Annotated in this window: 22 protein-coding genes and 1 pseudogene; 13 read left to right on the forward strand and 10 right to left on the reverse strand. The window is 52.7% G+C overall.

What is annotated here, in order from left to right:
• Positions 1–11: 11 nt before the first annotated feature.
• Positions 12–1,034: a zinc-binding alcohol dehydrogenase family protein gene (locus FDX04_RS20750; protein ID WP_137361757.1), complete on the reverse strand. Its 1,023-nt coding sequence runs from the start codon at positions 1,032–1,034 to the stop codon at positions 12–14.
• 137 nt (positions 1,035–1,171) lie between these two features.
• On the opposite strand from FDX04_RS20750, the gene FDX04_RS20755 reads away from it, so the two are divergent.
• The 3 genes from FDX04_RS20755 to FDX04_RS20765 all read left to right on the forward strand — a co-directional run bounded on the left by FDX04_RS20755 (position 1,172) and on the right by FDX04_RS20765 (position 5,054).
• Positions 1,172–2,083 carry a GntR family transcriptional regulator gene (locus tag FDX04_RS20755; RefSeq protein WP_137371417.1) on the forward strand — a complete coding sequence of 304 codons (912 nt, stop codon included), beginning with the start codon at positions 1,172–1,174 and terminating at the stop codon, positions 2,081–2,083.
• A 147-nt stretch (positions 2,084–2,230) separates the two neighbouring features.
• A complete protein-coding gene (locus FDX04_RS20760; RefSeq protein ID WP_137361755.1) occupies positions 2,231–3,538 on the forward strand; it encodes an enolase C-terminal domain-like protein in 1,308 nt (435 codons plus the stop codon).
• Between the two features lie 130 nt (positions 3,539–3,668).
• Positions 3,669–5,054 (forward strand): MFS transporter, encoded by a 1,386-nt coding sequence (locus FDX04_RS20765; protein WP_137361754.1) that lies wholly within the window; start codon positions 3,669–3,671, stop codon positions 5,052–5,054.
• Between the two features lie 56 nt (positions 5,055–5,110).
• Here the strand turns inward: FDX04_RS20765 and tsr are convergent, their stop codons facing one another.
• Positions 5,111–6,772, reverse strand: coding sequence for a methyl-accepting chemotaxis protein (tsr, locus tag FDX04_RS20770; RefSeq protein WP_042312566.1), 1,662 nt, complete (start codon positions 6,770–6,772; stop codon positions 5,111–5,113).
• A gap of 365 nt (positions 6,773–7,137) precedes the next feature.
• Between tsr and btsT the strand changes: the two genes are divergently transcribed.
• The 3 genes from btsT to yjiA are packed head-to-tail and all read left to right on the forward strand — an operon-like array spanning position 7,138 to position 10,502.
• Positions 7,138–9,288 (forward strand): pyruvate/proton symporter BtsT, encoded by a 2,151-nt coding sequence (gene btsT, locus FDX04_RS20775; RefSeq protein ID WP_137361753.1) that lies wholly within the window; start codon positions 7,138–7,140, stop codon positions 9,286–9,288.
• Positions 9,289–9,338: 50 nt separating this feature from the next.
• Complete coding sequence (locus FDX04_RS20780; RefSeq protein WP_003830038.1) at positions 9,339–9,533, forward strand: YbdD/YjiX family protein; 195 nt, start codon at positions 9,339–9,341, stop codon at positions 9,531–9,533.
• A gap of 12 nt (positions 9,534–9,545) precedes the next feature.
• Positions 9,546–10,502, forward strand: a complete 957-nt coding sequence (gene yjiA, locus FDX04_RS20785; RefSeq protein WP_137371418.1) for a GTPase — start codon at positions 9,546–9,548, stop codon at positions 10,500–10,502.
• 110 nt (positions 10,503–10,612) lie between these two features.
• Here the strand turns inward: yjiA and FDX04_RS20790 are convergent, their stop codons facing one another.
• The 3 genes from FDX04_RS20790 to FDX04_RS20800 form a co-directional block, all read right to left on the reverse strand.
• Entirely contained in the window at positions 10,613–10,915 is a 303-nt protein-coding gene (locus FDX04_RS20790) for a BrnA antitoxin family protein (protein ID WP_128612219.1), read from the reverse strand.
• Complete coding sequence (locus FDX04_RS20795; protein ID WP_137361751.1) at positions 10,902–11,189, reverse strand: BrnT family toxin; 288 nt, start codon at positions 11,187–11,189, stop codon at positions 10,902–10,904. The genes FDX04_RS20790 and FDX04_RS20795 overlap by 14 nt, the downstream gene beginning before the upstream one ends.
• A 270-nt stretch (positions 11,190–11,459) precedes the next feature.
• Complete coding sequence (locus tag FDX04_RS20800; RefSeq protein ID WP_137361750.1) at positions 11,460–12,374, reverse strand: restriction endonuclease; 915 nt, start codon at positions 12,372–12,374, stop codon at positions 11,460–11,462.
• A 198-nt stretch (positions 12,375–12,572) separates the two neighbouring features.
• Between FDX04_RS20800 and hsdR the strand changes: the two genes are divergently transcribed.
• The 4 genes from hsdR to symE all read left to right on the forward strand — a co-directional run bounded on the left by hsdR (position 12,573) and on the right by symE (position 19,738).
• Positions 12,573–16,082 carry a type I restriction-modification system endonuclease gene (gene hsdR / locus FDX04_RS20805; protein ID WP_137361749.1) on the forward strand — a complete coding sequence of 1,170 codons (3,510 nt, stop codon included), beginning with the start codon at positions 12,573–12,575 and terminating at the stop codon, positions 16,080–16,082.
• Between the two features lie 157 nt (positions 16,083–16,239).
• On the forward strand, positions 16,240–17,829 hold the full coding sequence (hsdM, locus tag FDX04_RS20810; RefSeq protein WP_137361748.1) for a type I restriction-modification system methyltransferase: 1,590 nt from the start codon (positions 16,240–16,242) through the stop codon (positions 17,827–17,829).
• On the forward strand, positions 17,826–19,166 hold the full coding sequence (locus FDX04_RS20815; protein WP_137361747.1) for a restriction endonuclease subunit S: 1,341 nt from the start codon (positions 17,826–17,828) through the stop codon (positions 19,164–19,166). The genes hsdM and FDX04_RS20815 overlap by 4 nt, the downstream gene beginning before the upstream one ends.
• A 227-nt stretch (positions 19,167–19,393) precedes the next feature.
• The gene (symE, locus tag FDX04_RS20820; RefSeq protein ID WP_137371419.1) at positions 19,394–19,738 is read left to right on the forward strand and encodes an endoribonuclease SymE; all 345 of its coding nucleotides are present in this window, start codon (positions 19,394–19,396) and stop codon (positions 19,736–19,738) included.
• Positions 19,739–19,841: 103 nt separating this feature from the next.
• Here the strand turns inward: symE and FDX04_RS20825 are convergent, their stop codons facing one another.
• The 4 genes from FDX04_RS20825 to FDX04_RS20840 all read right to left on the reverse strand — a co-directional run bounded on the left by FDX04_RS20825 (position 19,842) and on the right by FDX04_RS20840 (position 22,748).
• Positions 19,842–20,906: a DUF2955 domain-containing protein gene (locus tag FDX04_RS20825; RefSeq protein WP_137371420.1), complete on the reverse strand. Its 1,065-nt coding sequence runs from the start codon at positions 20,904–20,906 to the stop codon at positions 19,842–19,844.
• Positions 20,896–21,963 (reverse strand): HlyD family secretion protein, encoded by a 1,068-nt coding sequence (locus FDX04_RS20830; protein WP_079225565.1) that lies wholly within the window; start codon positions 21,961–21,963, stop codon positions 20,896–20,898. Before FDX04_RS20830 ends, FDX04_RS20825 begins: the two co-directional genes overlap by 11 nt.
• 6 nt (positions 21,964–21,969) lie before the next feature.
• Positions 21,970–22,434, reverse strand: coding sequence for a MarR family winged helix-turn-helix transcriptional regulator (locus tag FDX04_RS20835; protein ID WP_137371421.1), 465 nt, complete (start codon positions 22,432–22,434; stop codon positions 21,970–21,972).
• A 149-nt stretch (positions 22,435–22,583) separates the two neighbouring features.
• Positions 22,584–22,748: a DUF1127 domain-containing protein gene (locus tag FDX04_RS20840; protein ID WP_064507040.1), complete on the reverse strand. Its 165-nt coding sequence runs from the start codon at positions 22,746–22,748 to the stop codon at positions 22,584–22,586.
• A 176-nt stretch (positions 22,749–22,924) separates the two neighbouring features.
• On the opposite strand from FDX04_RS20840, the gene FDX04_RS20845 reads away from it, so the two are divergent.
• Positions 22,925–24,337 carry a PLP-dependent aminotransferase family protein gene (locus FDX04_RS20845; RefSeq protein ID WP_137371422.1) on the forward strand — a complete coding sequence of 471 codons (1,413 nt, stop codon included), beginning with the start codon at positions 22,925–22,927 and terminating at the stop codon, positions 24,335–24,337.
• 51 nt (positions 24,338–24,388) lie between these two features.
• On the opposite strand, the pseudogene FDX04_RS20850 reads toward FDX04_RS20845, so the two are convergent.
• A pseudogene (locus FDX04_RS20850) lies at positions 24,389–24,635 on the reverse strand (ISNCY family transposase); the annotation flags it as partial.
• Between the two features lie 177 nt (positions 24,636–24,812).
• Here FDX04_RS20850 and FDX04_RS20855 point away from each other — a divergent pair.
• Positions 24,813–25,628, forward strand: a complete 816-nt coding sequence (locus FDX04_RS20855) for an AraC family transcriptional regulator (protein ID WP_137371423.1) — start codon at positions 24,813–24,815, stop codon at positions 25,626–25,628.
• A 48-nt stretch (positions 25,629–25,676) separates the two neighbouring features.
• Positions 25,677–26,327, forward strand: a complete 651-nt coding sequence (locus FDX04_RS20860; RefSeq protein WP_042312589.1) for a LysE family translocator — start codon at positions 25,677–25,679, stop codon at positions 26,325–26,327.
• The last annotated feature ends 235 nt before the right edge of the window (positions 26,328–26,562 follow it).

Consider the following 26,562-nt stretch of genomic DNA (forward strand, 5'->3'; position numbering starts at 1 on the left):
CTCTTATCCTCTCAGAACGTGATCACGCCTTTAATCAGTTCCCGGTTGTTAATCACGTCCCGCTCGTAGATCTCTGCAAGCTGGGCAAACGCGTAACGGTGCGTGAGCATCATGTCGGCGGTCAGTTTGCCTGCCGACATCAGGCGCCCCACCTTGGCGAAATCTTCCGGGGTCGCGTTGCGACTGCCCATCATGGTGGTTTCTTTTTTATGGAACTCAGGATCGGAGAACTGTAAATCGCCTTTGAACAGCCCAACGAAAACGATGCTGCCGCCATGGCGAATCAAATTCACTGTGTTGTTCATCGCATGCTGATTCCCCGTAGCATCAATGACCTTTTGCGCCAACGAGCCGCCAAACTGAGCGCGCAATTGCGCATCAAAATCCTCAGCGGATGGATCGATAACCGGAAGACCCAGTCGGGAAGCCACATGCTCCCGACGCGCGGGGCTGGTATCCGCCACCACCACCTGTGCGCCATCGGCTTTGGCAATCGCCGCCGCGCCCAGACCAATCGGACCGGCACCGACCACCAGCACCTGCTCACCCGGCGCTACCGCCGCCCGACGTACCGCATGTGCGCTGATGGCATAAGGCTCAATCAACGCCGCCGCCTGCGGGTCAATGCCCTGCGCATCCAGCAGGTTGGTCACCGGCACGGACAAGTATTCGCTAAAGCCGCCATCCTGGTGCACGCCAATCACTGAAATATTCTCACAACAGTTGGTGCGCCCGCTCAGGCACGCCGGACACTGCTGACAGGCCACGTAAGGAATAACCGCCACCTGCTGGCCATTTTTCAGATTTTGTATATTTTTGCCCAACCCGACAATTTCCCCACATATTTCATGGCCTAATACACGTGGATAGCTGAAAAAAGGCTGATTGCCCCCCCAGGCATGAATATCGGTGCCACAAATACCCACCGACTTAATTTTTATTAATGCTTCGCCCTCACCTGGAATAGGTATTTCACGCTCTTTCCAGACTAATTTTTTAGGTTCCTGGCAAATCAACGTATTCATCGTAGACATGATTCTGCTCTCCTGTTTTTTGTTACCTCAGATATCAACGAAAATAAAAAAAACCGAAGAAAGCGGAAACGTAATCTGTGAATTTCAGCGCATAAAAATGTTTTAAATCGGGTTTTAATAGCCAAAAAGGAGACGCCATGAGCCGTTCACAGAACTTACGCCACAATGTGATTAACCAAATAATCGATGATATGGCGCGGGGTCATATCCCTTCCCCACTTCCGTCGCAAAGCGCGCTGGCGGAGATGTACAACATCAGCCGCACCACCGTGCGCCATATGCTGAGCCACTTAGGCGAATGCGGCGTACTAACGCAGGTCGGCAGCCACTATGTCATCGTGCGTAAACCTGACCATGACGACGGTTTTGCCTGCACCACCGCCTCCATGACCGAGCAAAACCGGATCTTCGAGCAGGCTTTTTTCACCATGATCAACCAGCGCCAACTGCGCGCAGGCGAGAGTTTCTCCGAACTGCAGCTTGCCAGAGCCGCAGGCGTCAGTCCGGTAGTTGTGCGCGAATATCTTTTAAAATTCGAACGTTACAACCTGATTAAAAACGAAAAACGCGGTCAGTGGAGCATGAAGCAGTTCGATCAGGCCTATGCGGAACAGCTGTTTGAACTCAGAGAAATGCTGGAAACCCATTCTTTGCAGCATTTCCTCAATCTGCCCGATGATGACCCGCGCTGGCTGCAGGCAAAAATGCTGTTGGAGCGCCATCGCATCCTGCGCGACAGCATCGGCAGCAGCTTTCGTATGTTCTCGCAGTTAGACCGTGAGTTTCATGCTTTACTGCTCTCCGCTGCTGATAATATATTTTTTAATCAATCACTTGAAATCATCTCTGTGATTTTCCACTTCCACTATCAGTGGGATGAAAGCGATCTTAAACAGCGCAATATCATTGCCATCGATGAGCATATGACCATCCTCAGCGCGCTAATTTGCCGCAGCGATCTGGATGCGATCCTCGCACTTCGGAACCATCTTGAAACGGCAAAACAGTCAATGCTGCGCTCTATCCAGCAAAACAATCGAAAAAATTAAAAGCAGATTAAAAACACAAAATTGCAAAATACCCCACAATCTTATTATCAACTCATATTGAGTAATTTACTCCCTCTTACACTCGGGGTGTCTGCTAAACAAATCTTTCTATTTTATTAGCAAAAGAACATCACAATAGGAGTCAACATGGCTATTACAATCAAGGATATAATCGTTAAAGATATCCGTTTCCCTACTTCCAGGAACCTAGATGGTTCTGATGCAATGAATGCAATATCCGACTATTCCGCGACTTATGTCACATTAATTACCGACCACACAGAAAATTTAAAAGGGTATGGTCTGACTTTTACTATTGGTCGCGGCAACGATTTGTGTGTAAGCGCAGTAAAATCTTTAGCTGAACTATTTGTTATTGGCCGTTCTCTGGAAGACATTACGGATAACTTCGGCCAATTCTGGCATGAACTTGTTTCTGGTGATTGCCAGTTACGCTGGGTTGGCCCAGAAAAAGGTGTTATCCATCTGGCCACCGCGGCAATTATTAACGCATTGTGGGATCTCTGGGCGCGTTCGCAAAATAAAACCGTATGGAAAATGCTGGTTGACATGTCACCGGAAGAGCTGGTTCGCTGCATTGACTTTACCTACATCAAGGATGTTCTGACGCCAGAAGAAGCCATCACATTATTGCGTAGAGTTGAAACAGGTAAAGCACAGCGTGAAAGAGAAATGTTGGAAACGGGATTCCCTGGTTACACAACGGCCGCAGGCTGGCTTGGGTATTCAGAAGAAAAAATGCGTCAGCTTGCCCGCCAGGCCGTGGCTGACGGCTGGACTCATCTGAAGCAAAAAGTCGGTGCAGATCTCGAGCAGGACATTCGCCGGGCGACTATCCTGCGTGAAGAGCTGGGTTGGGAACGCAAACTGATGATGGATGCCAACCAAATATGGGGCGTTGATGAAGCCATTACGGCGATGCGCAAACTCGCTAAATTTGATCCGCTATGGATCGAAGAGCCTACCAGCCCTGACGACATTCTCGGTCACGCGGCAATAAAAGCACGAATTGGCGACATTGGCATTGCCACCGGTGAACATGCCCATAACCGGGTAATGTTTAAACAATTCTTCCAGTCAGGCGCAATGGATTTTTGCCAGTTAGACCCTGCCCGTTTGGGCGGTTTAAACGAAGTACTCGCAGTCGTATTAATGGCGGCGAAGTTTGGCATACCGGTATGCCCCCATGGCGGAGGCGTCGGTCTGTGTCAGTATTCATTGAATATTGTTTTATTTGACTATATCGCCGTATCAGCATCACTGAAAAACAGAGTTTTAGAATATGTTGATCACTTACACGAGAATTTCGAAGAGCCGCTGGTGATAAAACGTGGACGATATTATCCACTGCTGCAACCTGGCTATGGTGTAAAGATGAAACCAGATACACTAACACGTTATTCATGGCCTGATGGCCAGGAATGGTTGAGTTAACATACATACTAAACAGGTATGTCATAAAATACCTGTTTAAAAGTTCTTGCATAATATTTCCTACTCTCTTTCATCGTTTTTATGATGAGAGATAACAGTAGCTTTCCACCATTTGATTGGAAGCATATTTATGAGTCATAGTGATAATGAAAAGATTGTCAATTCGGCAGTTAAAAAGTCAATTATACGGCTTTTACCCTTTTTGGCACTCATGTATGTCATGGCTTATCTGGATCGCGCCAACATTGGTTTTGCAAAAGAGGCATTCCAGATTGATACCGGGCTGAGTAATGCAGCATATGCTTTGGGCGCCGGGGTCTTTTTTATAGGTTATGCACTATTTGAAGTTCCCAGCAATATATTCTTATATAAAGTGGGTGCACGTTTATGGCTTTCCCGCATCATGGTAACATGGGGGCTTATTTCTGCTGCAATGATGTTTGCCCATGATGAGAAAACATTTATTATCTTGCGTTTTCTTCTCGGAGCCTCTGAAGCAGGATTTATGCCCGGTGTAATGTTATATCTGACGTTTTGGTTCCCGCTTAATATCAGGGCAAAAGTGGCAGGTTATTTCTGGTTTGGGCCGCCGATCGCATTTATTCTCGGAGGACCGGTATCCGGTGGATTATTAACTATCCATGATTTATGGGGATTACATAACTGGCAATTAATGTTTTTGGTTGAAGGATTACTCGCCGCACTTGTTGGGGTTGTCGCATTTTTCTATCTTGATGATAAGCCATCAGATAAACGCTGCACATTCCTGACCGTGCATGAGAAACAGGCGCTTAGCGTCATTATGGAAAAAGAAGAGCACACAAAAGCAAGCCATGGCCCGCAGGGGATCCTGAAAGCACTGTGCGATCCCAGAGTGCTGTATCTGTGTCTGATCTGCTTCACCATTCAGGTTGGTTCTTACGGTATTGCTTTCTTCCTACCGTCCCAAGTCGCTGCATTATCAGGGCAAGGCGTTGGCTTCGTCGTTGGAGTTTTATCCGGTATCCCGTGGTTATGTGCACTTTTTGCCGCGTGGTATATCCCACATCTTTCCACAAAGCTGAAAGAACGCCGCTGGATAAGTACGATTACACTGCTCTTCGGTGGTCTTGGCGTTGCATTATCTGGCATGCTTGCAGGTTCGCCGTTCTGGGCCTTCATCGCACTTTGCGTTGGCTGCGCAGGCTTGCTGGCCGTCCAGCCTATATACTGGACTTTCCCAACCAGCTATCTCAGTGGTGCTGCGGCAGCATCGGGTATAGCGCTCATTAACTCTCTAGGCAATCTTGGCGGATTCGTGGCCCCTAACATTCGAGTATGGGCTGAGAATGCGTTTGATTCGAATATTGCTGGGCTTTACCTGCTGGGCGGCATTGCGATTATCGGCGCCATTATGCTTGCCGGGATATTCCGCATTGGTATACGTCGTGATTTGGACAGCCCTGCGCCAGAAAAGAGCCACGCTAAGGGCTCCTCTGACTCTACAACGACGGCAACATCCGCTTCCATAGACTGATACACATACTGTTATTCATCTCATAAAAAGCGCCCTCAAATTGAGGGCGCAATCATTTAGAACGTTTCCCAGTTATCCCCGGCATCGGTTACCGCAGCTTTACGCGGCTGGACCGTTGAAACCGGTTTTGCGGCGGCAACGTCGCGCGCGCGCTGTTGGTCATGCTGAATACGGAACACGGCAACGGCCTGGGTCAGGCGGCTGGCCTGCTCTTCCAGTGCCGCGGCGGCAGCGGCGGATTCTTCCACCAGCGAGGCATTCTGCTGCGTCACGCGATCCATCTCTGCAACGGCCAGGCCCACCTGGTCGATGCCGCGGCTCTGCTCATCAGAGGCGGAGGCAATTTCACCCATGATATCGGTCACGCGGGTTACCGCATTGACGATCTCATCCATGGTTTCACCGGCGCTTTCCACCAGCGTTGAACCCACATCCACACGGCTGACCGAGTCTTCAATCAGGCTCTTGATCTCGCGCGCGGCCTGCGCACTTCGCTGGGCCAGGTTACGAACCTCACCCGCAACCACCGCAAAACCACGCCCCTGCTCGCCCGCACGCGCGGCTTCTACTGCGGCGTTGAGCGCCAGAATGTTGGTCTGGAAGGCAATCCCGTCGATAACGCTAATAATATCGGCGATTTTCTGCGAACTGGAAGCGATGTCGCGCATGGTTTGCACCACGTTATCAACCACTTTACCGCCTTTCTGCGCGGTTTCCGAAGCGCTCAGCGCCAGATGGCTGGCCTGACGCGCGTTTTCGGCGTTCTGCTTCACGGTCGCCGTCAGCTGTTCCATGCTGGCCGCCGTTTCTTCCAGAGAAGCCGCCTGCTGCTCGGTACGCGAGGAGAGATCGTTGTTGCCCATCGCAATCTCGCTGGCGCCGCTGTAAATCGCGTTGGCACCGTTACGCACGTCACCCACGGTGTTCATCAGTTCACCCTGCATGTGGCGCAGGCTTTCCGCCAGCTGTCCAATCTCGTTGGATCCTTCCACCTCAATACGCTTCACCAAATCACCGCTGGCGATATGACGAATGCTTTCAATCAGGCGGTTCATCGGAGAGATCAGCGTCAGTTTGATACCAAACCAAACCGCAACGATAGCGGCCAGCACGGTAATCAGTACACATGCCAGCACCCACATTGCCTGGCTATAGGAAGCGTTATTGTCCTCAACCGCGATGTCATACAGGCGATCGTTCTGCTGCATGTAACTCATGTACTGCTTCTCAAAACCGTCCTGATAGCTCTGCGTCGGTTGATCGAAAAACGCGTTGATCTTGCCTTCACCCAGTAACTGGATCAGCTCCGCCAGCGCACCGTGATAGATGTCATAGGTGCGGTTGATCTCCTGGAACGCGGCTTCGCTTTGACGCGGATCGCGCGGGAGCGACTCGTAAATCGCCCAGTTTTTTTCGGTCAGCTTCAGGGCATTACTCGCCACCTGCATCAGTTCTGCAACGGTCGCGCCGCTGCCGATATTGCTCTGATCCATCATGTAGCGAATACCCGCCCGGTTCAGGGTATTACGCGTTTGCAGCAGTTCAACCCAGGTAGCGTTCAGCGCAGACTGCTGCTGGCGAATGGTTTGCAGAACGGTAAAGTTCTCTTTGTCATTCTTCAGTGAGTTAAAAAACAAGCCGCCTGAGGCGAGCTGTAAAAGGCCAAATAGCGCCAATACCAGCAGTAAGCTGGTAACAATCTTCATTCGTTTTAACATGTTTTCTCTTTCCGCTAGACAGATGTCAGAATTTTCGGCCTGGAAAGGGAAAACTTTATGGAATTCGTGCTAACTGAATCGATCTCATCATCGAAGATTCGTCGATCCACGCAGCCCGTTAAGGATCTCAATGGGATTATTAGTGATCTCAATCACATAATTACCTTCACTCATCGGTACTGTGAACCGCTCACTGACACTTGAGACCGCTTAAGCTGACATACAACCGCTCACTTATTTACTTTACTTTACGCGCGTAATTCTCTGGCAAGATCCCTCCAACATAGCAGTCAATTTACCTCCTCAAACACAAGATCAAACCCACGCGGCTTCGGCCAATTATTAATTAGATACCAGGCTTTACTATGGATACGAAAAAGATATTCAAGCACATACCCTGGGTGATTCTCGGAATCATCGGTGCATTCTGCCTCTCGGTAGTGGCATTACGTCGGGGTGAGCACATTAGTGCCCTGTGGATCGTGGTCGCCTCAGTTTCTGTTTATCTGGTGGCCTATCGTTACTACAGTCTGTACATCGCCCAGAAAGTGATGAAACTTGACCCGACGCGCGCCACGCCGGCGGTCATCAACAATGATGGTCTGAACTACGTTCCGACTAACCGTAACGTATTGTTTGGCCACCACTTTGCCGCTATCGCAGGTGCAGGTCCGCTGGTTGGACCGGTACTGGCCGCGCAGATGGGCTACCTGCCCGGAACGTTATGGCTGCTGGCAGGCGTGGTACTGGCCGGTGCGGTACAGGACTTCATGGTGCTGTTTATCTCTTCCCGCCGTAACGGCGCATCTCTCGGCGAGATGATCAAAGAAGAGATGGGCCCAATCCCGGGAACCATTGCTCTGTTCGGCTGCTTCTTAATCATGATCATCATCCTGGCGGTACTGGCGCTGATCGTGGTGAAAGCGCTGGCGGAAAGCCCATGGGGTGTGTTCACCGTCTGCTCAACCGTACCGATTGCGCTATTCATGGGGATCTACATGCGATTCCTGCGCCCAGGACGTGTGGGTGAAGTGTCGGTAATTGGTATTGTGCTGCTGGTGGCTTCCATCTACTTCGGCGGCGTGATTGCGCACGACCCGTACTGGGGTCCGGCGCTGACCTTTAAAGACACCACCATTACCTTTACCCTGATTGGTTACGCGTTTATCTCTGCGCTGCTGCCGGTATGGCTGATCCTCGCCCCGCGCGACTATCTGGCGACCTTCCTGAAAATCGGCGTTATCGTCGGTCTGGCGGTGGGGATTGTTATCCTCAATCCGGAACTGAAAATGCCGGCGATGACGCAGTACGTTGATGGTACTGGCCCGCTGTGGAAAGGCGCTCTGTTCCCGTTCCTGTTTATTACCATCGCCTGTGGTGCGGTATCTGGCTTCCACGCGTTGATTGCTTCCGGTACCACGCCGAAGCTGCTGGCTTGTGAAACCGATGCGCGCTTTATCGGTTACGGCGCGATGCTGATGGAATCCTTCGTGGCGATTATGGCGCTGGTTGCTGCGTCTATCATCGAACCGGGTCTGTACTTCGCGATGAACACCCCGCCTGCGGGCCTTGGCATCACCATGCCGAACCTGCATGAAATGAGCGGCGAAAACGCACCGCTGATTATGGCGCAGCTGAAAGATGTTACCGCACATGCGGCAGCGACCGTCAGCTCCTGGGGCTTCGTGATTTCGCCTGAGCAGATCCTGCAGACCGCGAAAGACATCGGTGAACCGTCCGTTCTGAACCGCGCAGGTGGCGCACCGACGCTGGCCGTGGGTATCGCTCACGTGTTCCACAAAGTGCTGCCGATGGCGGATATGGGCTTCTGGTATCACTTCGGTATTCTGTTTGAAGCGCTGTTCATCCTGACCGCACTGGATGCAGGTACCCGTTCTGGCCGCTTTATGCTGCAGGATTTACTGGGTAACTTCGTCCCGTTCCTGAAGAAAACCGACTCACTGGTGGCGGGCATCATCGGTACTGCGGGCTGCGTAGGCCTGTGGGGTTACCTGCTGTATCAAGGCGTTGTTGACCCGCTGGGCGGCGTGAAGAGCCTGTGGCCGCTGTTTGGTATCTCTAACCAGATGCTGGCTGCCGTGGCGCTGGTTCTCGGCACTGTGGTGCTGGTTAAAATGCAGCGCACCAAATACATCTGGGTTACCGTGGTTCCGGCAGTATGGCTGCTTATCTGCACCACCTGGGCGCTGGGTCTGAAACTGTTCAGCACCAACCCGCAGATGGAAGGCTTCTTCTTTATGGCGAATCAGTACAAAGAGAAGATTGCTAACGGCGGCGAACTGACCGCTCAGCAGATTGCCAACATGAACCATATCGTCATCAACAACTACACCAACGCAGGTCTGAGTATTCTGTTCCTGGTGGTGGTGTACAGCATCATTTTCTACGGGTTCCGTACCTGGCAGAAAGCCCGCGCCATCAACGGTCGCTCTGATAAAGAGACGCCGTATGTACCGGTGCCGGAAGGCGGCGTGAAGACCTCTTCACACCACTAAGATGTATTCAGCCCCGCTCCGGCGGGGCTTTTCGCTTATCAGGATTGTTTATGTTTGGTACTTTAGGGCAAGCTAAAAAATATCTCGGTCAGGCAGCGAAGATGCTGATTGGCATTCCGGACTACGACAACTACGTCGAGCACATGAAGACCAACCATCCCGATAAGCCGTACATGACCTACGAAGAATTCTTCCGCGAGCGCCAGGAAGCCCGCTACGGTAGCGGCGGAAGCAGTTGCTGTTAGAAGGAGAAGTGAATGACCCCGATTGCAGTTACCCTACTCACCGGTTTTCTTGGCGCAGGTAAAACCACCCTGCTACGCCATATTCTCAACGAGCAGCACGGTTACAAGATTGCCGTTATCGAAAACGAATTCGGTGAAGTCTCGGTGGACGATCAGCTTATTGGCGACCGCGCCACGCAGATCAAAACCCTGACCAACGGCTGCATTTGCTGTACCCGCTCCAGTGAGCTGGAAGATGCGCTGTTAGATCTGCTCGACAACCTCGACAAAGGCACCATCAGTTTTGACCGTCTGGTGATCGAGTGCACCGGCATGGCCGACCCCGGCCCGATTATCCAGACCTTTTTCTCCCATGAAGTGATTTGCGAACGCTATCTGCTGGACGGCGTAATTGCGCTGGTTGACGCGGTGCATGCCGACGAGCAGATGAACCAGTTCACCATCGCCCAGTCGCAGGTAGGCTATGCTGACCGCATCCTGCTGACCAAAACCGACGTTGCAGGTGAAAGCGAGAAACTACGTGAACGCCTGGCGCGCATTAACGCCCGTGCGCCGATTTACACCGTCACGCATGGCGACATCGACCTTTCGCTGCTGTTCGATACCAACGGTTTTATGCTGGAAGAGAACGTGGTCAGCGCCAAACCGCGCTTCCACTTTATCGCCGACAAGCAAAACGATATTTCCTCGATCGTCGTTGAACTGGATTACCCGGTGAACATCAGCGACGTGTCGCGGGTAATGGAAAATCTGCTGCTTGAATCCGCCGAGAAACTGCTGCGCTACAAAGGCATGCTGTGGATTGACGGCGAGCCAAACCGCCTGCTGTTCCAGGGCGTCCAGCGCCTGTACAGCGCCGACTGGGACCGCCCGTGGGGTGACGAAACGCCGCACAGCCTGCTGGTGTTTATCGGTATTAACCTGCCGGAAGATGAGATCAGAGCTGCGTTTGCGGGATTGAAGAAGTAATCCTCTGCTTATTTGCCCGGCGGCGCGATGTGGCCGGGCCTGGAAATCCCGCGCCTTGTAGGCCGGATAAGGCGTAGCCGCCATCCGGCACTCACTACCCCAGTATAAGGTTATTTCTTGTTTTGCTCTCTCAGCATAGCCTCGCGCAAAATAGCATTCAGCCGTGTCTGGTAACCCTTTCCAGGGCGTTTCAACCATTCCATTACGTCAGCATCAATACGCACCGATGCCTGCGTTTTCAACGGACGGAAAAACTTACCGCGATTAGCCTCTGACCACTGCTCATCTTCGGTCACGGGAATGTCACTATAATCAATATCATCATCCGGTTTATTCGCCAGCGCCTTCAGTTCAGCCTCATGCTGAGCACTCAGCGCGGATACGCTGCCGCGTTTATGTTTAACCATGCTCATAACGATTCCTCTCTTTACTGTCTGCCTTTCTGGCACTGATGATACGAATGACTTCAACGCCACTTTCAAACCTAACGCTATGGGCAACCAGAATGACCACCACACCATACATCATCCCTATGGTCTGCCACCGATACTCACCGTTCTCATAACGATCCTGTCTGGACAAATGCCGGGGATCATCAAAAACCAATACCGCGTCCTCAAAGCAAACGCCATGTTTACGGTGGTTACTTTGTGCCTTGTTTGCATCCCATTCAAACTCCATTGGCATGTATTTCATCCCTAATTGTATATACAAAAAAGTATATACAATCATCTTACGATTATACCTGGATTGTTGGAAATAGCTTCACAATTTGCGTATTCGAGATAAAGGAAAATTGACCAGGAGAGTAGGCCGGATAAGGCGAAGCCGCCATCCGGCATGGGTTTAGCGATGATACGCAGCCACAAAAGTCACTTGATTTCTGGGCCAGAAGAAACACGGATACCCACAACGTGCTCCATCACCATTACCCGCAATCAGGTTCCAGTGTTACCACTACTCAAAGTAATCCATATCGAGCTTTGGCAACTTGAGTAAACGTGAGGATACGCCAATATCATTATCAATCATCAGATGCACCAGCCTGTCGCCATCCACCAGCACCAGACCTTCGACTTTGTTAGCATAGTCTCTGGCATGCGCCGTAAAGCCAGAGGTGGTAATAAAGACACCACGTTTCACTTTTTGCTCAGGCAATGCACCATAAAAGCCTCTGACTTCAGCGCTCCCAACGGTACATTTCCAGCGTTTGGCCTGAACGTAGACTTTTTCCAGCCCAAGCTTATCGAGAGAGATAATACCGTCAATGCCGCCATCGCCGGTTCCCCCGACGCGCTGCAAATCACCGCGATGACCGCCATATCCCAGACGGTGCAGCACATCTAACACAATCACTTCAAAACGCGCGGGCGAAACCTGAAGCAGATTCTCCAGCAGTTCTTCGGCAACAGATTCACGAATCTCATTGAGCGCTTGCTCCAGGCGATCGTCCGGGCTGCTTCGGGCAAGCTCACCCTCCTCAATCGATTCTGGCTGTGGATCTAACGCCACCGCATCCGCCTGCTTACTGAGCTTCACACCGTTAAAATCAAAAGCAAAATGACTCACTTCTTGCTCGGTCATCGACTGCGGATGCGAGGCAACCCAGCTCATTCCCGCGGGTGTTAAACACCATTTCCCCCGGGATAGACTCTGCGATAACCCGGCACGTTTGAGGCGATCGTGCGCCCAGCCGGTGCGGTTCTGGTACGTCAATTGCCCACTGGTAATCGTTTCAGCACGCTGCTGCTCATCTAGCCCAAGCATTTCGGCTGCGGCTTCACGCACCTCTCTGACCAAAGCGCCCTCGGGTCGAGTTGCCAGGAAACGCAACACTGGTTCAATAAATTTGTCATATGTTGGAACAGCCATAAATCCATCCCTGTATTGATACAAATCAGATAACCTTCTCAGGAACTATATTCCTCAATAACACATTAAGAAAGAATCGGTTACTCTCTTATCGTTCATTGATTGAACGGAACATGAAGGCTACCATGAAGCCTGATAGCTCCCATTATGATTTGGGGTAATAGATTCATCCCCCGCTCAGGAACCGGATAGATAAAAATGAACAAATCTAACTTCGACTTTCTCAAAGGCGTCAACGACTTCATTTACGCCATCGCCTGCGCGGCGGAAAACAACTATCCGGACGATCCTAATACCACTCTGATAAAAATGCGCATGTTTGGCGAAGCCACCGCGAAACATCTCGGCCAGTTGCTGGATATACCCGCCTGCGAAAACCAACATGACCTGCTGCGCGAACTGGGCAAGATTGCGTTTATTGATGACAGCATCCTTTCTGTTTTCCATAAGCTGCGCCGTATCGGTAACCTGGCCGTCCACGAATTTCATAACGATCTGGACGATGCCCAGATGTGCCTGCGGCTCGGGTTCCGCCTCAGCGTCTGGTACTACCGACTGGTGACCAAAGATTACGATTTCCCGGTACCGATGTTTGTTCTGCCAGAACATGGTGAGAATCTTTATCACCAGGAAGTGCTGACGCTGAAACAACAGCTGGAACGTCAGGCGCAAGAGAAAGTGCAAAGCCAGGCCGAGCTGGAAGCTCAGCAGCAAAGACTGGTTGCGCTCAACGGCTACATTGCCATCCTTGAGGGCAAACAGCAGGAAACCGAAGCCCAGACCAAAGCACGTCTGGCTGCGCTGGAGGCTCAGCTTGCGGCAAAAGATGCCGAACTGGCGAAGCAAACCGAACAGGAACGTAAGGCCTATCACAAAGAGATCACCGATCAGGCTATTAAGCGCACGCTGAATCTCAGCGAAGAAGAGAGTCGCTTCCTGATTGACGCCCAGTTGCGCAAAGCGGGCTGGCAGGCCGATAGCAAAACGCTGCGATTTGCCAAAGGCGCTCGCCCGGAACCCGGTGTTAATAAAGCGATTGCCGAATGGCCGACGGGCACAGATGAAACGGGTAAAACAGGCTTTGCCGATTACGTGCTGTTCGTTGGCCTGAAGCCCATCGCGGTCGTTGAAGCGAAACGCAAAAATACCGATGTCTTCAGCAAGCTCAACGAGTCTTACCGCTACAGCAAATACTTCGATAACGCCTTCTTACGCGACACGCTGCTGGAGCACTACGCTCCCGACGACGTACATGAAGCCGTGCCGGAATATGAAATCAGCTGGCAGGACACCAGCGGTCAGCAGCGCTTTAAAATCCCCTTCTGCTACTCCACCAACGGGCGCGAATACCGCGCGGCGATGAAGACCAAAAGCGGTATCTGGTATCGCGATGTCCGCCACACCACCAATATGTCGAAAGCGCTGCCGGAATGGCATCGCCCGGAAGAGCTGCTGGCTATGCTGGGCAGCGATCCGCAGAGACAAAACCAGTGGTTTGCTGAAAACCCCGGAATGAGCGAGCTGGGCCTGCGCTATTACCAGGAAGATGCCGTCCGCGCGGTGGAACAGGCTATCGTAAACGGTCAGCAACACATCCTGCTGGCAATGGCGACCGGTACCGGTAAAACCCGTACCGCCATCGCCCTGATGTTCCGCCTGATCCAGTCGCAGCGTTTCAAACGCGTCTTGTTCCTGGTTGATCGTCGCTCGCTCGGCGAGCAGGCGCTGGGGGCGTTTGAAGACACGCGCATTAACGGCGACACCTTTAACAGCATTTTTGATATCAAAGGCTTGACCGACAAATTCCCGGAAGACAGCACCAAAATCCACGTCGCCACGGTGCAGTCGCTGGTCAAACGCACGCTGCAATCCGATGAACCGATGCCGGTTGGCCGCTACGACTGTATCGTGGTCGATGAAGCGCACCGCGGCTACATTCTCGATAAAGAGCAGACCGAAGGCGAGCTGCAGTTCCGCAGCCAGCTAGATTACGTTTCCGCCTATCGTCGTATTCTCGATCATTTCGACGCGGTAAAAATTGCCCTGACCGCCACGCCAGCCCTGCACACGGTGGATATTTTCGGCGAGCCGGTTTACCGCTACACCTACCGTACGGCGGTGATCGACGGTTACCTGATCGACCAGGATCCGCCCATTCAGATCGTCACCCGCAACGCGCAGGATGGGGTCTATCTTTCCGAGGGTGAACAGGTGGAACGTCTGAACCCGCAGGGCGAGCTGATCAACGACACGCTGGCCGACGATCAGGATTTTGAGGTCGCCGATTTTAACCGTGGCCTGGTGATCCCGGCGTTTAACCGCGCGGTATGCGGCGAGCTTACCAAATACCTGGATCCCACCGGGCAACAAAAAACGCTGGTGTTCTGCGTCACCAACGCCCATGCCGACATGGTGGTGGACGAGCTGCGCACCGCGTTTAAGAAAAAGTACCCGCAGTTGGAACACGACGCGATCATCAAGATCACTGGTGATGCCGATAAAGACGCGAAGAAAGTGCAAAGCATGATCGTCCGTTTCAACAAAGAGCGGCTGCCCAATATTGTGGTCACCGTCGACCTGCTGACCACCGGCGTGGATATTCCGTCTATCTGTAATATTGTGTTCCTGCGCAAAGTCAAAAGCCGCATTCTCTACGAGCAGATGAAGGGGCGCGCCACACGTCTGTGCCCGTCAGTAGGAAAAACCAGCTTTAAGATTTTCGACTGCGTGGATATCTACAGCTCGCTGGAAAGCGTCGATACCATGCGCCCGGTGGTTGTGCGTCCGCAGGTTGAGTTGCAAACGCTGGTCAATGAAATTACCGACTCAGAAACCTACAAAACCATTGAAGCGGATGGCCGAAGCTTCGCCGAACACAGTCATGAGCAGTTAGTCGCCAAGCTGCAGCGGATTATCGGCCTCGCCACCTTTAACCGCGACCGTAGCGAAGCGGTGGATAAGCAGGTTCGCCGTCTGAACGAACTGTGCCTGGATGCCGCGGGCGTTAACTTCGGCGGTCTGGCCTCGCGCCTGCGGGAAAAAGGGCCGCACTGGAGCGCCGAGATTTTCAATAAGCTTCCGGGTTTTATCGCCCGCCTCGAAAGGCTGAAAACCGATATCAACGCCCTGCGTGATGCGCCGATCTTCCTCGATATTGACGATGAGGTGGTGAGCGTCAAATCGCTGTACGGCGATTACAACACGCCGCAGGATTTCCTCGAAGCGTTCGATGCGCTGGTGCAGCATGCCCCTAACGCCCAGCCCGCGCTGCAGGCTGTGATCAATCGCCCGCGCGACCTCACCCGTAAAGGGCTGGTGGAATTGCAGGAGTGGTTTGACCGCCAGCATTTTGAAGAGTCGTCCCTGCGCAGCGCGTGGAAAGCGACGCGCAACGAAGATATTGCCGCCCGCCTGATCGGCCACATCCGCCGCGCGGCGGTGGGCGATGCGCTCAAACCGTTCGACGAGCGTGTCGACCACGCGCTGGCGCGTATTAAAGGCGAGAACGACTGGAGCGACGAACAGCTAAGCTGGCTCGACCGTTTAGCGCAGGCGCTAAAAGAGAAAGTGGTGCTCGACGACGACGTGTTCAAAACCGGCAATTTCCACCGTCGCGGCGGTAAGCCAATGTTACAGCGCACCTTTGATGACAACCTCGACAACGTGCTGGATAAGTTCAGCGATTACATCTGGGACGAACTGGCTTAAGAGGGTATCATCCCCGTTTTCGCCGGATGGCGGCGATGCCTTATCCGGTCTACACGTAACCCTGTAGGCCTGATAAGCGAAGCGCCATCAGGCATCTGAAATGCTCAATCACTTTTGCGACCCACAATGGTGGTCGCCATGTCAAATGGGATCTTCAATGAACAATAACGATCTGGTCGCCAAACTGTGGAAACTGTGCGACAACCTGCGCGACGGCGGCGTCTCCTATCAAAACTACGTCAATGAACTCGCCTCGCTGCTGTTTTTGAAAATGTGCAAAGAGACCGGCCAGGAAGCGGACTACCTGCCGGAAGGCTACCGCTGGGATGACCTGAAATCGCGCATTGGCCAGGAGCAGTTGCAGTTTTACCGCAACCTGCTGGTGCATCTGGGCGCGGACGAGAAAAAGCTGGTGCAGGCGGTGTTCCAGAACGTCAACACCACCATCACCCAACCAAAGCAACTGACCGAGCTGGTGAGCAGTATGGACTCACTGGACTGGTACAACGGCGCTCACGGTAAGTCCCGCGATGACTTCGGCGATATGTACGAAGGGCTGCTGCAGAAGAACGCCAATGAAACCAAATCCGGCGCGGGCCAGTACTTCACCCCACGTCCGCTGATCAAAACCATTATTCATCTGCTGAAGCCGCAGCCGCGTGAAGTGGTACAAGACCCGGCCGCCGGGACCGCAGGCTTTTTGATTGAAGCCGACCGCTACGTGAAGTCGCAGACTAACGATCTGGATGACCTTGATGGCGACGCTCAGGATTTCCAGATCCACCGAGCGTTTATCGGCCTCGAACTGGTGCCCGGCACCCGTCGTCTGGCGCTGATGAACTGCCTGCTGCACGATATTGAAGGCAACCTCGACCACGGCGGAGCCATCCGTCTGGGCAACACGCTTGGCAGCGACGGCGAGAATTTACCGCAGGCCGATATCGTCGCCACCAACCCACCGTTTGGCAGCGCCGCGGGCACCAACATCACCCGCACCTTCGTGCACCCGACCAGCAACAAACAGCTGTGCTTTATGCAGCATATTATTGAAACCCTGCACCCCGGCGGCCGCGCGGCGGTGGTGGTGCCGGATAACGTGCTGTTTGAAGGCGGTAAGGGCACCGATATTCGTCGCGACCTGATGGACAAATGCCATCTGCACACCATCCTGCGTCTGCCGACCGGCATCTTTTACGCCCAGGGCGTCAAAACCAACGTGCTGTTCTTTACCAAAGGCACGGTCGCCAATCCGCATCAGGATAAAAACTGCACCGATGACGTGTGGGTGTATGACCTGCGGACCAATATGCCGAGCTTCGGCAAGCGCACGCCGTTTACCGAGCAGCATCTGCAGCCGTTTGAAACCGTCTACGGCGAAGATCCGCACGGCTTAAGTCCGCGTGAAGAAGGCGAGTGGAGCTTTAACGCCGAAGAGAGCGAAGTCGCCGACAGCGAAGAGAATAAAAATACCGATCAGCACCAGGCCACCAGCCGCTGGCGCAAGTTCAGCCGCGAGTGGATCCGCACGGCAAAATCTGATTCGCTGGATATATCCTGGCTGAAGGATAAAGACAGCATCGACGCCGACAGTCTGCCGGAGCCGGACGTGCTCGCCGCAGAAGCGATGGGCGAACTGGTGCAGGCGCTGGGCGAGCTGGATGCGCTGATGCGCGAGCTGGGTGCAGGGGATGAAGCGGATGCGCAGCGTCAGTTGCTGGAAGAAGCGTTTGGTGGGGTGAAGGCATGAGTGGGGGGAAATTGCCGGAGGGGTGGGTAAAGGCCCAGCTAGAGGATATTGTTGAAATATTGGATTCTATGCGTATTCCGGTTAACAATAAAGAGAGACAAGAGCGTATTGAGGGAAAAGATTTTAATAAACTATACCCTTATTATGGCGCTACAGGTGAAGTCGGTAAAATTGATGATTTTATTTTTGATGAAGAGCTCATTGCGCTAGGCGAGGATGGTGTTCCATTTTTTGATGGACAAAAAAATAAAGCATACATGCTTTATGGAAAAACATGGGTAAATAACCATGCCCATGTCTTGAAAGCTATTCAAGGATTAAGTCATAACAAATTTCTATGTTATTTCCTCAATCAATTTGACTATCACGACTACGTCAATGGAGGAACTCGCTTAAAACTTACGCAAGCAAATATGCGGAAGATCCCGGTTCATTTTGCTCCTTTTTCCGAACAAAAAATCATCGCCGAAAAACTCGATACGCTGCTGGCACAGGTAGACAGCACCAAAGCACGTCTTGAGCAAATCCCACAAATCCTGAAACGTTTTCGTCAGGCGGCGTTAGCTGCAGTAGTAAATGGGAAATCAGTAAATACCAATATTGATGAAAACACTTTAACAACTCTCGGGAATATTGCTAAAAATATAAAATATGGAACATCTAAAAAGTGTTCTGAAACACAGGGAAGTACAGCCGTATTGCGAATCCCTAACATCGGACCTGGTTATATAATTAACAGCGACCTCAAATATGCCGATTTTGATCAGAAGGAATTAGTAACTCTAACGTTGAAAGAGGGGGATTTACTTTTAATCCGATCCAATGGTAGTGTCGATTTGGTCGGCAAGGTCGCAGTAATTTCGGAAAATGATACAGAATATTTATATGCAGGATATCTCATCCGAGTAAGACTGGATAAAGAAAGGGCTGCACCCAAGTATATTTCTTATTGCCTGCAAAGTCCCCAATTACGACAAGTAATTGAGAATATTGCACGTTCAACTTCTGGGGTGAATAACATAAATAGCAAAGAACTGGCCTCTCTGGAAATACCACTTCCCCCACTCCCAGAACAACACGAAATCGTCCGCCGCGTCGAACAACTCTTTGCCTGGGCCGACACCATTGAAAAGCAGGTCAACAACGCCCTGACCCGCGTCAACAACCTCACCCAGTCGATCCTGGCGAAGGCCTTCCGCGGCGAGCTGACCGCCCAGTGGCGTGCGGAAAACCCTGAACTTATCAGCGGTGAAAACAGCGCCGCCGCCCTGCTGGAAAAAATTAAGGCCGAACGCGCCGCCAGCGGCGGTAAAAAAACCTCGCGTAAAAAAGCCTGACCTTTATTTTCAAGCGCACCTTCCCGGTGCGCTTTTTATTATTCCCCCGCAATCATAACCATCAAAAATATATCCAGTTCCTTCCTGAACATTCCCATTACAGTCTATTTTCAGCTGGACTTTTCTTTTATTTACTGATGTTATGTACAGGTATTTAGCGCGATATGGCCGTGCGGGAACACGGCCATATCGCTCATCACAATCACTATTAATCAGGAATAGCCATCATGACTACCGTCCATTCTATTGCAGATCCGTGCGATCCAGAAGTCTCCCCGGCAAATAATCGTCAGGGCACCGTGACTTATGCGAGTCGTTATCCGGATTACACGCATGTTCCGGCAATTATTATGAAAGGCCAGTGGCTGGAAGCCGCCGGTTTTACCACCGGCACCCCATTCGATGTCAGAGTGATGCCCGGCTGCATTGTATTAACGGCAAAGCTGCCGGAGCCGGAAGAACCCGCGTTATTGCAGTCTCTGCGTCGGGTGTGCAAGCTGTCCGCACGTAAGCAACAGCAGGTGCAGGAGTTTATCAACGTGATTTCGGCGAAGCCGCGCAGGCAGAAATAACCGCCCTGATGCCCGGTGGCGCTGCGCTTACCGGGCCTACAGATGGCACTTTTCCGTAGGCTAGATAAGGCGTTTACGCCGCAATCCGGCACTTCCCCCCAACTCACTCAGTAATCACAAACCGTGTCGCGGCAAAGCAGTTCAACACCCGGTGCACCAGGAAGACCATTGTCAGCGTTGCCACCAGCGCGACGGTGACGGAGGTGATACGGTACAGATCGCTGAATACCAGGTCCTGATCCGGGTGCAGGTTCTGGCCAAACATAATGCCGATGGTGGTGATACTGGCAAACCCCACGCCTGCGCCGACTTTTTCCATTACGTGCAGGCGGGCGCTGAATGCCAGCCCAAGGCCAATCAGCGGCATCATCAGCACCATATGGTTGCTGAAATCATAGATAAGCAGCTGCACCAGCAGAATATACAGACAGGCCAGCACCACGCCGACCACACGCCAGATCGAGCTAATCACCACCCCGCGATAGTGCATAGGAAACAGAATCAAAATGCCTGCCATCAGCGCTGACAGCGAATCACTCAAATCGCAGATCTGGAAGACCACAAAAATCATCGTCGCCACCGTACCGGAAAGCAGCGACTCGTGACGAACCCGGGCGGCATCTTTTTCAATGCGCAGCGGCGGCTGGCGGGGTTCCACGTCCGGGATCAGATAATGCAGCAGCGCGCTCAGCGCCACCGCCATGACGCAGGCTTCCATATTGGAAAACATCAGCGTATGCCAGTTGGTGGTCGGGTAGCTCATAAAGTTGAGCATCGTGCTCTGGCATACCACGCCCATCGAACCGAGCAGAAACAGTGGCCCTTTGCTCATAAAACGAAAACGCATCACATACAGGCCGAACACCACCAGCGTCATAATTAGCGGCCATTGTGAGAGATAGCCGACGATTAGCACCATTTCAACGCAGTTCACCGCCGCGCTGAACACAAACTGTTTTGCCACATGGCGGTTGAATACCGGCACCAGCGACAGCAGCATCAGCGGATAAACCACAAAAAATACGCCGTACTGCACGTTGTAGAAGGTCGAGATACTCAGCGCGATTGTCCCGGCGACGGAAATCCGCAGGGTCTGGCGAAAGTCATTGGCGGTGTAGACGATATTCCCGTGCGGCGTAAAGACGTGGGCCAGCGTGTTAATAGACATAATGCAGCCAGCTAACGAGGTGGATCTGCGCCCCGGCAAAAGTGCGAGCGAACATCCCCTCGCTGTTATACAGCTGTACCGTGGCGCGCGCCCCGGTCGGTAACGGCGTGTCGAGCGGTTCGTTCAGCGCTACGTGAATACGCATACGCTGGGCATCGCGCACCCAGCGGGTGGACTGTTCCGGCTGCGACAGCTGGCCGTTAACCTGCTCCTGGCCCGCCAGAATACCGGCATCACTGCTGGTGACGCGGGCAGAGAAAACCTTGCCCGGCATGGCGTCGAACACCACGGCGGCATCGGTATCCACGCGAGTGTGGCGCAGGCTTTTCTCGCGAAAGTCGGCCACGATATCGGTCTGATGGCTGACCAGCGCCAGTAGCGGCGTGGCGGCGGTGGCGTAAAGTCCGGGGCTAAGCTGGAGGTTACTCACTATACCGTCGGTCTGGGCATACACTTTGCTCCAGCTGAGGTTCAGTTGCGCCTCTTCCAGCGCGTTACGGTATTTTTGCAGCGTCACGTTGCGCTTGTCATCGCGCTCGCCGCGCTGGATCAGCAGGTTCTGAATACTGGCGTTGAGCGCCGCCACCGACTGTTCGCTGGTCTGCCAAGCGGTGCGCACCTTATCGAGATCGGATTGCGACACATTCTGCATGGCACTCAGGCGTTGATAGCGGTCAAAGGTAGTCTTATCGTTGCGGGCGTTGAATTGCGCGGTGCGCAGATTAGCGCGCGCGGAGGCGATCTGCGCATCCAGCTGTTGGTTGCTCAGCTTCGCCTGCTCAAGGGCGATTTGCGCCGCTTCGACCTTATTGATAAACGGCGTCGGATCCAGCTCGTACAGCAAATCGCCCTTTTTCACCTGGCTATTGTTATGTACATGCACCTGCGAGACGTAGCCGGATACGCGTGAAGAAACAGGCGTTACCACGCGCATCACCGTGGAGTCCGGCGTCAGCGGGATCCAGATATCAGCAACGATAAACCAAGCGAATATTACCAGGAAAGCGGCAATACTCACCCTTACCCAACGGGCAAATTTTTGTTCTGGGGTCATCATAGTTTTTTAGTGTTGATTGTCTTCTTCGCGGATTGTCCGCAAATTGCAGGCGAGTTGATTTAACGTCGTGCTAAAGGCGGCAAGCTCCGCTTCAGGAATGGTACAGGTGACGCGATGTTGGTATGTCTCAATCACCCGGTTAAGTTCTTCAAGCCTTGAGCGGCCTTGCGCGGTCAGCGTTAACAGTCGGATGCGTTTGTCATGAGGCGATGTGGAACGCAGCAGGTAGCCCTGCTTTTCCAGTAGTGTGAGGGTGCGCATCAGCGGCGGCAGTTCAATGCCCTGCACCTCCGCCAGTTCACTGACCGAGACGTTGTCTCCCAGTTGATACAGCTGCATCAATACCGTCCAGCTTGATTGCGTCAGGCCAGTATCGGTGATGGCAGCATCAATAATGGCCCGCCACTGGCGCACCACCATCGCCATGCGCATCCCCATCGGACGGCGGGCAAACAGTTCATCTTCAGTCATATATCTTTTCCCTCATCGCTGATGAAGAAAATAATACTTATCATGGTAAGCATCAAGAAACAGACTATCAATAAGCATCAATTGATAAACGCCGTGAATATAAAAGAGGCCGGATGCGCTAACACCCGGCCTTGGTCGATAGAAAATAATTACTCCACCTGATCGCGTCGCAGCCCGACGTCACGTAGGCGCTCATCGCTCATCTGGTGCAACAGACGCCGCGTTTGCGCCCGTAGCCGCCATGCTTTGTATGCCCGCCAGATCAGTACAAACCCAATAAACGGCTGCTTTGCTCTATTCTCATGAAATTCCATACCTTGCCTCCCACCTTGCCAGAGGCTTTATATTCACGAATTTGGGTCTGAACAATACAGACTCACAAAGTACTTTTATTTAACATACAGATTAGTTAAAAAGAGTTCTGCATCGCTTTTTTCACGCCAATCTGTACTGGTTTTTTAATCTGTATGGCACCCATGAGGGATACAGCATGACGCGTTACCAACATCTGGCCAATCTGCTGGCCGAACGCATTGAGCAGGGGCTGTATCGCCATGGCGAAAAATTGCCTTCGGTGCGTAGCTTGAGTCAGGAACATGGGGTCAGTATCAGCACCGTTCAGCAGGCATATCAGACGCTGGAACAACTACAGCTGATCACGCCGCAGCCGCGTTCCGGTTATTTTGTCGCGCCACAAAAAGCACAACCGCCGGTGCCGCCAATGTCGCGCCCGGTACAGCGTCCGGTCGAGATAACCCAGTGGGATCAGGTGCTGGACATGCTGGCAGGTCATGCGGATAAATCGATAATCCCTTTTAGCAGTGGCGTGCCCGATATCAACCAACCCAGCCTGAAGCCACTGTGGCGCGAGCTAAGCCGTGTGGCGCAGCATAATCTCAAGGCGGTGCTGGGTTACGATGAATTACCTGGCTGTCGGGAATTGCGTCAACAGATTGCCCGGCTCATGCTGGACGGCGGTTCGGTCGTCACTGCGGATGATATTGTGATTACTAATGGCAGCCAGAGCGGAATGTCGCTGGTGCTGCTAACGGTCTGCCAGCCTGGCGATATTGTCGCCGTTGAATCTCCCGCCTATTACGGCACCATGCAGCTGCTACGCGGATTAGGGATCAAAGTTATTGAGATCCCGACCGATCCGGATGCCGGGATCAGCATTGAAGCGCTGGAACTGGCGCTGGATCAGTGGCCGATTAAAGGGGTGATCCTGGTTCCTAACTGCAACAACCCGCTCGGCTTTATTATGCCGGATGCGCGTAAACGCGCTGTGCTCGCCCTCGCCCAGCAGCACGATATTGTTATTTTTGAAGATGATGTGTACGGAGAGCTTGCCACAGAATATCCACGTCCACGCACAATCCATTCCTGGGACAGCGACGGTCGGGTGCTACTGTGCAGCTCATTTACCAAATCCGTGGCGCCGGGATTGCGCGTTGGTTGGGTTATTCCCGGTCGTTATCACGATAAATTTCTGCATATGAAATATGCTGTCATCGGCACTAACGTTCCTGCTACGCAGCTGGCGGCCGCCACCTTCGTGCGTGATGGGCATTATCATCGTCATGTTCGCCGTATGCGTCAGATCTACCAGCGCAATATGGAGATCTATACCTGCTGGGTACGGGAATATTTCCCCTGCGGGATCTGCGTCACCCGACCAAAAGGCGGCTTTATGCTGTGGGTGGAATTACCACAGCAGGTCGATATGGTCTGCGTTGCCAAACAGCTCTGTCGCCTGAAAATCCAGGTCGCGCCTGGCTCACTATTCTCTGCATCCGGTAAATACCGCAACTGCGTACGCATCAATTGCGCGTTGCCGCCAAACGAGAAGCATCGGGAAGTCATGCAAAAGCTCGGCGAGGCGGTGAAAACGGCGATGGAGTAAATCAGCAAATCCGGCACGACCAAGCTGACGTATACATAACTGCAGGTAGATCTAATGGCTTAAGCCCTGCATATCTTCAGCGGATAGCCGGGTAATTTTTTGTACTGTGCTGATATCAATGCCGTCTGCCAGCATGGTACGAGCAATGCGGTGAACGTTCAGCGACCCCACGAATAAACTCACTGAATCGAGGTGCATCGCCAGTTTGCAAAATATAATTAAACAGCGTCTTTATCTGGCTGTCATTAGTCAGTCCAGTAAGTAGCAGGGAAACAATTTGTTCAACAAACCCCATAAGCCCCTCACCTGCAACTTTCTCTCTTTGCGAGGCGATTTCAGAGATAAAAAGGTCCCTTTGTAATGTCTGCATTGGTCTGGAACGCGTCCCGCAGAATTACAACCTCAATGCACATTCCCGCTTTTTCGCCGCACGCCCTGTGCTATAACAAATCATCACTTTCATGGAGAGCACGATGTGACGCATACCCGGGATATTCCACAATCGTTCTGGCGTGATGAGCAGTTGCCGTGGCTGGAGCTGCGCAGCACCTGGCGTAGTCATCAAGCCTATAAACGTCATCATCATTCTCAGCTCTCGATTGGGGCTATTCTTGAGGGTGAGACTTGCTGCCAGTGTGATGGCAAAGAATACCTCCTGAGCTCAGGCGATCTCATTGTGATCCCATCGCTGGCACCTCACAGCTGTAACCCCGTTAATGGGCGGTTTCGCAGTTACCATATGCTCTATCTTGATGCCCAGTGGTGCCTGAACCATCTGCCTGCGCTGAGCAGCAATCAGCAACTTTACCCACGCAATCCCGTTATCCGCGATCCGCAATTATTCCAGCGTTATTTACGCCTCGTGGCGCTCATGCAGCGGCAACAAACGACACAGATAACCGATGCCGCGCAGGCACTGCTGCGCTCGCTGCCGTTGCAATCAGTAAAAACGGAACACCTTAGCCCAGCCAGCACGTATCTGCGTGAACGGCTGCAGTCCAGTTTGCTTGCGCCTCCCTCGCTGGACGAGCTGGCGTATGAATGCCGCATGCGTAAAGAGACGCTGATCCGTAACTTTAAGCAGGACACCGGCCTGACGCCGGGGAGTTATCTGAATATCCTGAGAGTTAACTATGCCCGCCAGCGGTTGCGTGCAGGGGACGAAATTGCGGATGCCGGCTACCAGAGCGGGTTTGCCGACCAGAGCCATTTCCATCGCACCTTTGTGCGCTACACCGCGGCCACACCGCGTCAATACGCATCAGGACGATCAATATCAGACAATAATTAGCGCGGCGTCAGGCGTAGGGTGAACTCGGATTCCTTCTCTGAGGTCATTATGTCGCTGCTTTCCTTACTTTTCCCTTCTGCTTTTCCCGCGCTGGCGCTGGCGCATTTTGTCGCACTCCTCAGCCCGGGGCCGGACTTCTTTTTACTGGTCGGCTATGCCGTACGTTACCGGATGCGCGGCAGCGCCGGGCTGTGCGTGGGGATCGCCCTCGGCAACGGGCTGTATATCATGCTGGCGATTATCGGTTGGGGGATCCTGCGCCAGCTTCCTCTGCTGTTTACGGTTATTGAGCTGTTAGGCGCGCTCTATTTATTGTGGATTGGCAGCCTGTTGATACGCAGCCGCCCGCAAACGCTGACCGGAGCAGACGCCCAGTCTACCTGTCCAGGGTTTGGCAAACAGTTGCTGCTGGGGTTAGCTTCGTCACTACTCAACCCGAAAAATGCGTTGTTTTATCTGGCGCTAATGACCGCTCTGCTCGGCCCGTCGGTGACGTTGCTACAACAAAGCGTGAGCGGGATATGGATGACCAGCGTGGTGCTGTTCTGGGATTTGCTGATCGTGATGTTCATCGGTTTACCGCAGATCCAGCGACGGTTAACCAGCGGGATAGTGTGGGTAGAACGTATCGCCGGCGGCGTATTGGTCATCTTCGGTTGTGCCATCGCGCTGCGTTTTTTGCAGAGCATCGTACTCTGATTAACGTGGCGATTTTCTGCAAATAAACCGGATAAACTCGTTTAATTAATATCCAATCCGCATTACACTGCGGATGGTCACTACCCGTTCAACTTACTCTTCCTGAGGTGCGATGTGCTGATTGTTACCTGTAATCGTTACGCTTTCTGACCCCGCGTTAGTGAGCGTTTTTCCTGTTTGCGCTTCACGCAGACAGCGTTTTTGATTACATGAAATTCAGTACATTTGCAGTCTG

It is taken from the genome of Citrobacter sp. wls615, assembly GCF_005281355.1.
Classification (GTDB): domain Bacteria; phylum Pseudomonadota; class Gammaproteobacteria; order Enterobacterales; family Enterobacteriaceae; genus Citrobacter; species Citrobacter werkmanii.

What these genes read in the sequence shown, in the direction of transcription:
- yjiA (WP_137371418.1), top strand. Translation starts at nt 9,546, where the DNA reads ATGACCCCGATTGCAGTTACCCTACTCACCGGTTTTCTTGGCGCAGGT.
- FDX04_RS20790 (WP_128612219.1), bottom strand. Translation starts at nt 10,915, where the DNA reads ATGAGCATGGTTAAACATAAACGCGGCAGCGTATCCGCGCTGAGTGCT.
- FDX04_RS20825 (WP_137371420.1), bottom strand. Translation starts at nt 20,906, where the DNA reads ATGTCTATTAACACGCTGGCCCACGTCTTTACGCCGCACGGGAATATC.
- FDX04_RS20755 (WP_137371417.1), top strand. Translation starts at nt 1,172, where the DNA reads ATGAGCCGTTCACAGAACTTACGCCACAATGTGATTAACCAAATAATC.
- btsT (WP_137361753.1), top strand. Translation starts at nt 7,138, where the DNA reads ATGGATACGAAAAAGATATTCAAGCACATACCCTGGGTGATTCTCGGA.
- hsdR (WP_137361749.1), top strand. Translation starts at nt 12,573, where the DNA reads ATGAACAAATCTAACTTCGACTTTCTCAAAGGCGTCAACGACTTCATT.
- FDX04_RS20835 (WP_137371421.1), bottom strand. Translation starts at nt 22,434, where the DNA reads ATGACTGAAGATGAACTGTTTGCCCGCCGTCCGATGGGGATGCGCATG.
- FDX04_RS20765 (WP_137361754.1), top strand. Translation starts at nt 3,669, where the DNA reads ATGAGTCATAGTGATAATGAAAAGATTGTCAATTCGGCAGTTAAAAAG.
- FDX04_RS20795 (WP_137361751.1), bottom strand. Translation starts at nt 11,189, where the DNA reads ATGCCAATGGAGTTTGAATGGGATGCAAACAAGGCACAAAGTAACCAC.
- FDX04_RS20750 (WP_137361757.1), bottom strand. Translation starts at nt 1,034, where the DNA reads ATGTCTACGATGAATACGTTGATTTGCCAGGAACCTAAAAAATTAGTC.
- FDX04_RS20760 (WP_137361755.1), top strand. Translation starts at nt 2,231, where the DNA reads ATGGCTATTACAATCAAGGATATAATCGTTAAAGATATCCGTTTCCCT.
- FDX04_RS20815 (WP_137361747.1), top strand. Translation starts at nt 17,826, where the DNA reads ATGAGTGGGGGGAAATTGCCGGAGGGGTGGGTAAAGGCCCAGCTAGAG.
- FDX04_RS20860 (WP_042312589.1), top strand. Translation starts at nt 25,677, where the DNA reads ATGTCGCTGCTTTCCTTACTTTTCCCTTCTGCTTTTCCCGCGCTGGCG.
- symE (WP_137371419.1), top strand. Translation starts at nt 19,394, where the DNA reads ATGACTACCGTCCATTCTATTGCAGATCCGTGCGATCCAGAAGTCTCC.
- FDX04_RS20800 (WP_137361750.1), bottom strand. Translation starts at nt 12,374, where the DNA reads ATGGCTGTTCCAACATATGACAAATTTATTGAACCAGTGTTGCGTTTC.
- FDX04_RS20840 (WP_064507040.1), bottom strand. Translation starts at nt 22,748, where the DNA reads ATGGAATTTCATGAGAATAGAGCAAAGCAGCCGTTTATTGGGTTTGTA.
- FDX04_RS20830 (WP_079225565.1), bottom strand. Translation starts at nt 21,963, where the DNA reads ATGATGACCCCAGAACAAAAATTTGCCCGTTGGGTAAGGGTGAGTATT.
- FDX04_RS20845 (WP_137371422.1), top strand. Translation starts at nt 22,925, where the DNA reads ATGACGCGTTACCAACATCTGGCCAATCTGCTGGCCGAACGCATTGAG.
- hsdM (WP_137361748.1), top strand. Translation starts at nt 16,240, where the DNA reads ATGAACAATAACGATCTGGTCGCCAAACTGTGGAAACTGTGCGACAAC.
- tsr (WP_042312566.1), bottom strand. Translation starts at nt 6,772, where the DNA reads ATGTTAAAACGAATGAAGATTGTTACCAGCTTACTGCTGGTATTGGCG.
- FDX04_RS20780 (WP_003830038.1), top strand. Translation starts at nt 9,339, where the DNA reads ATGTTTGGTACTTTAGGGCAAGCTAAAAAATATCTCGGTCAGGCAGCG.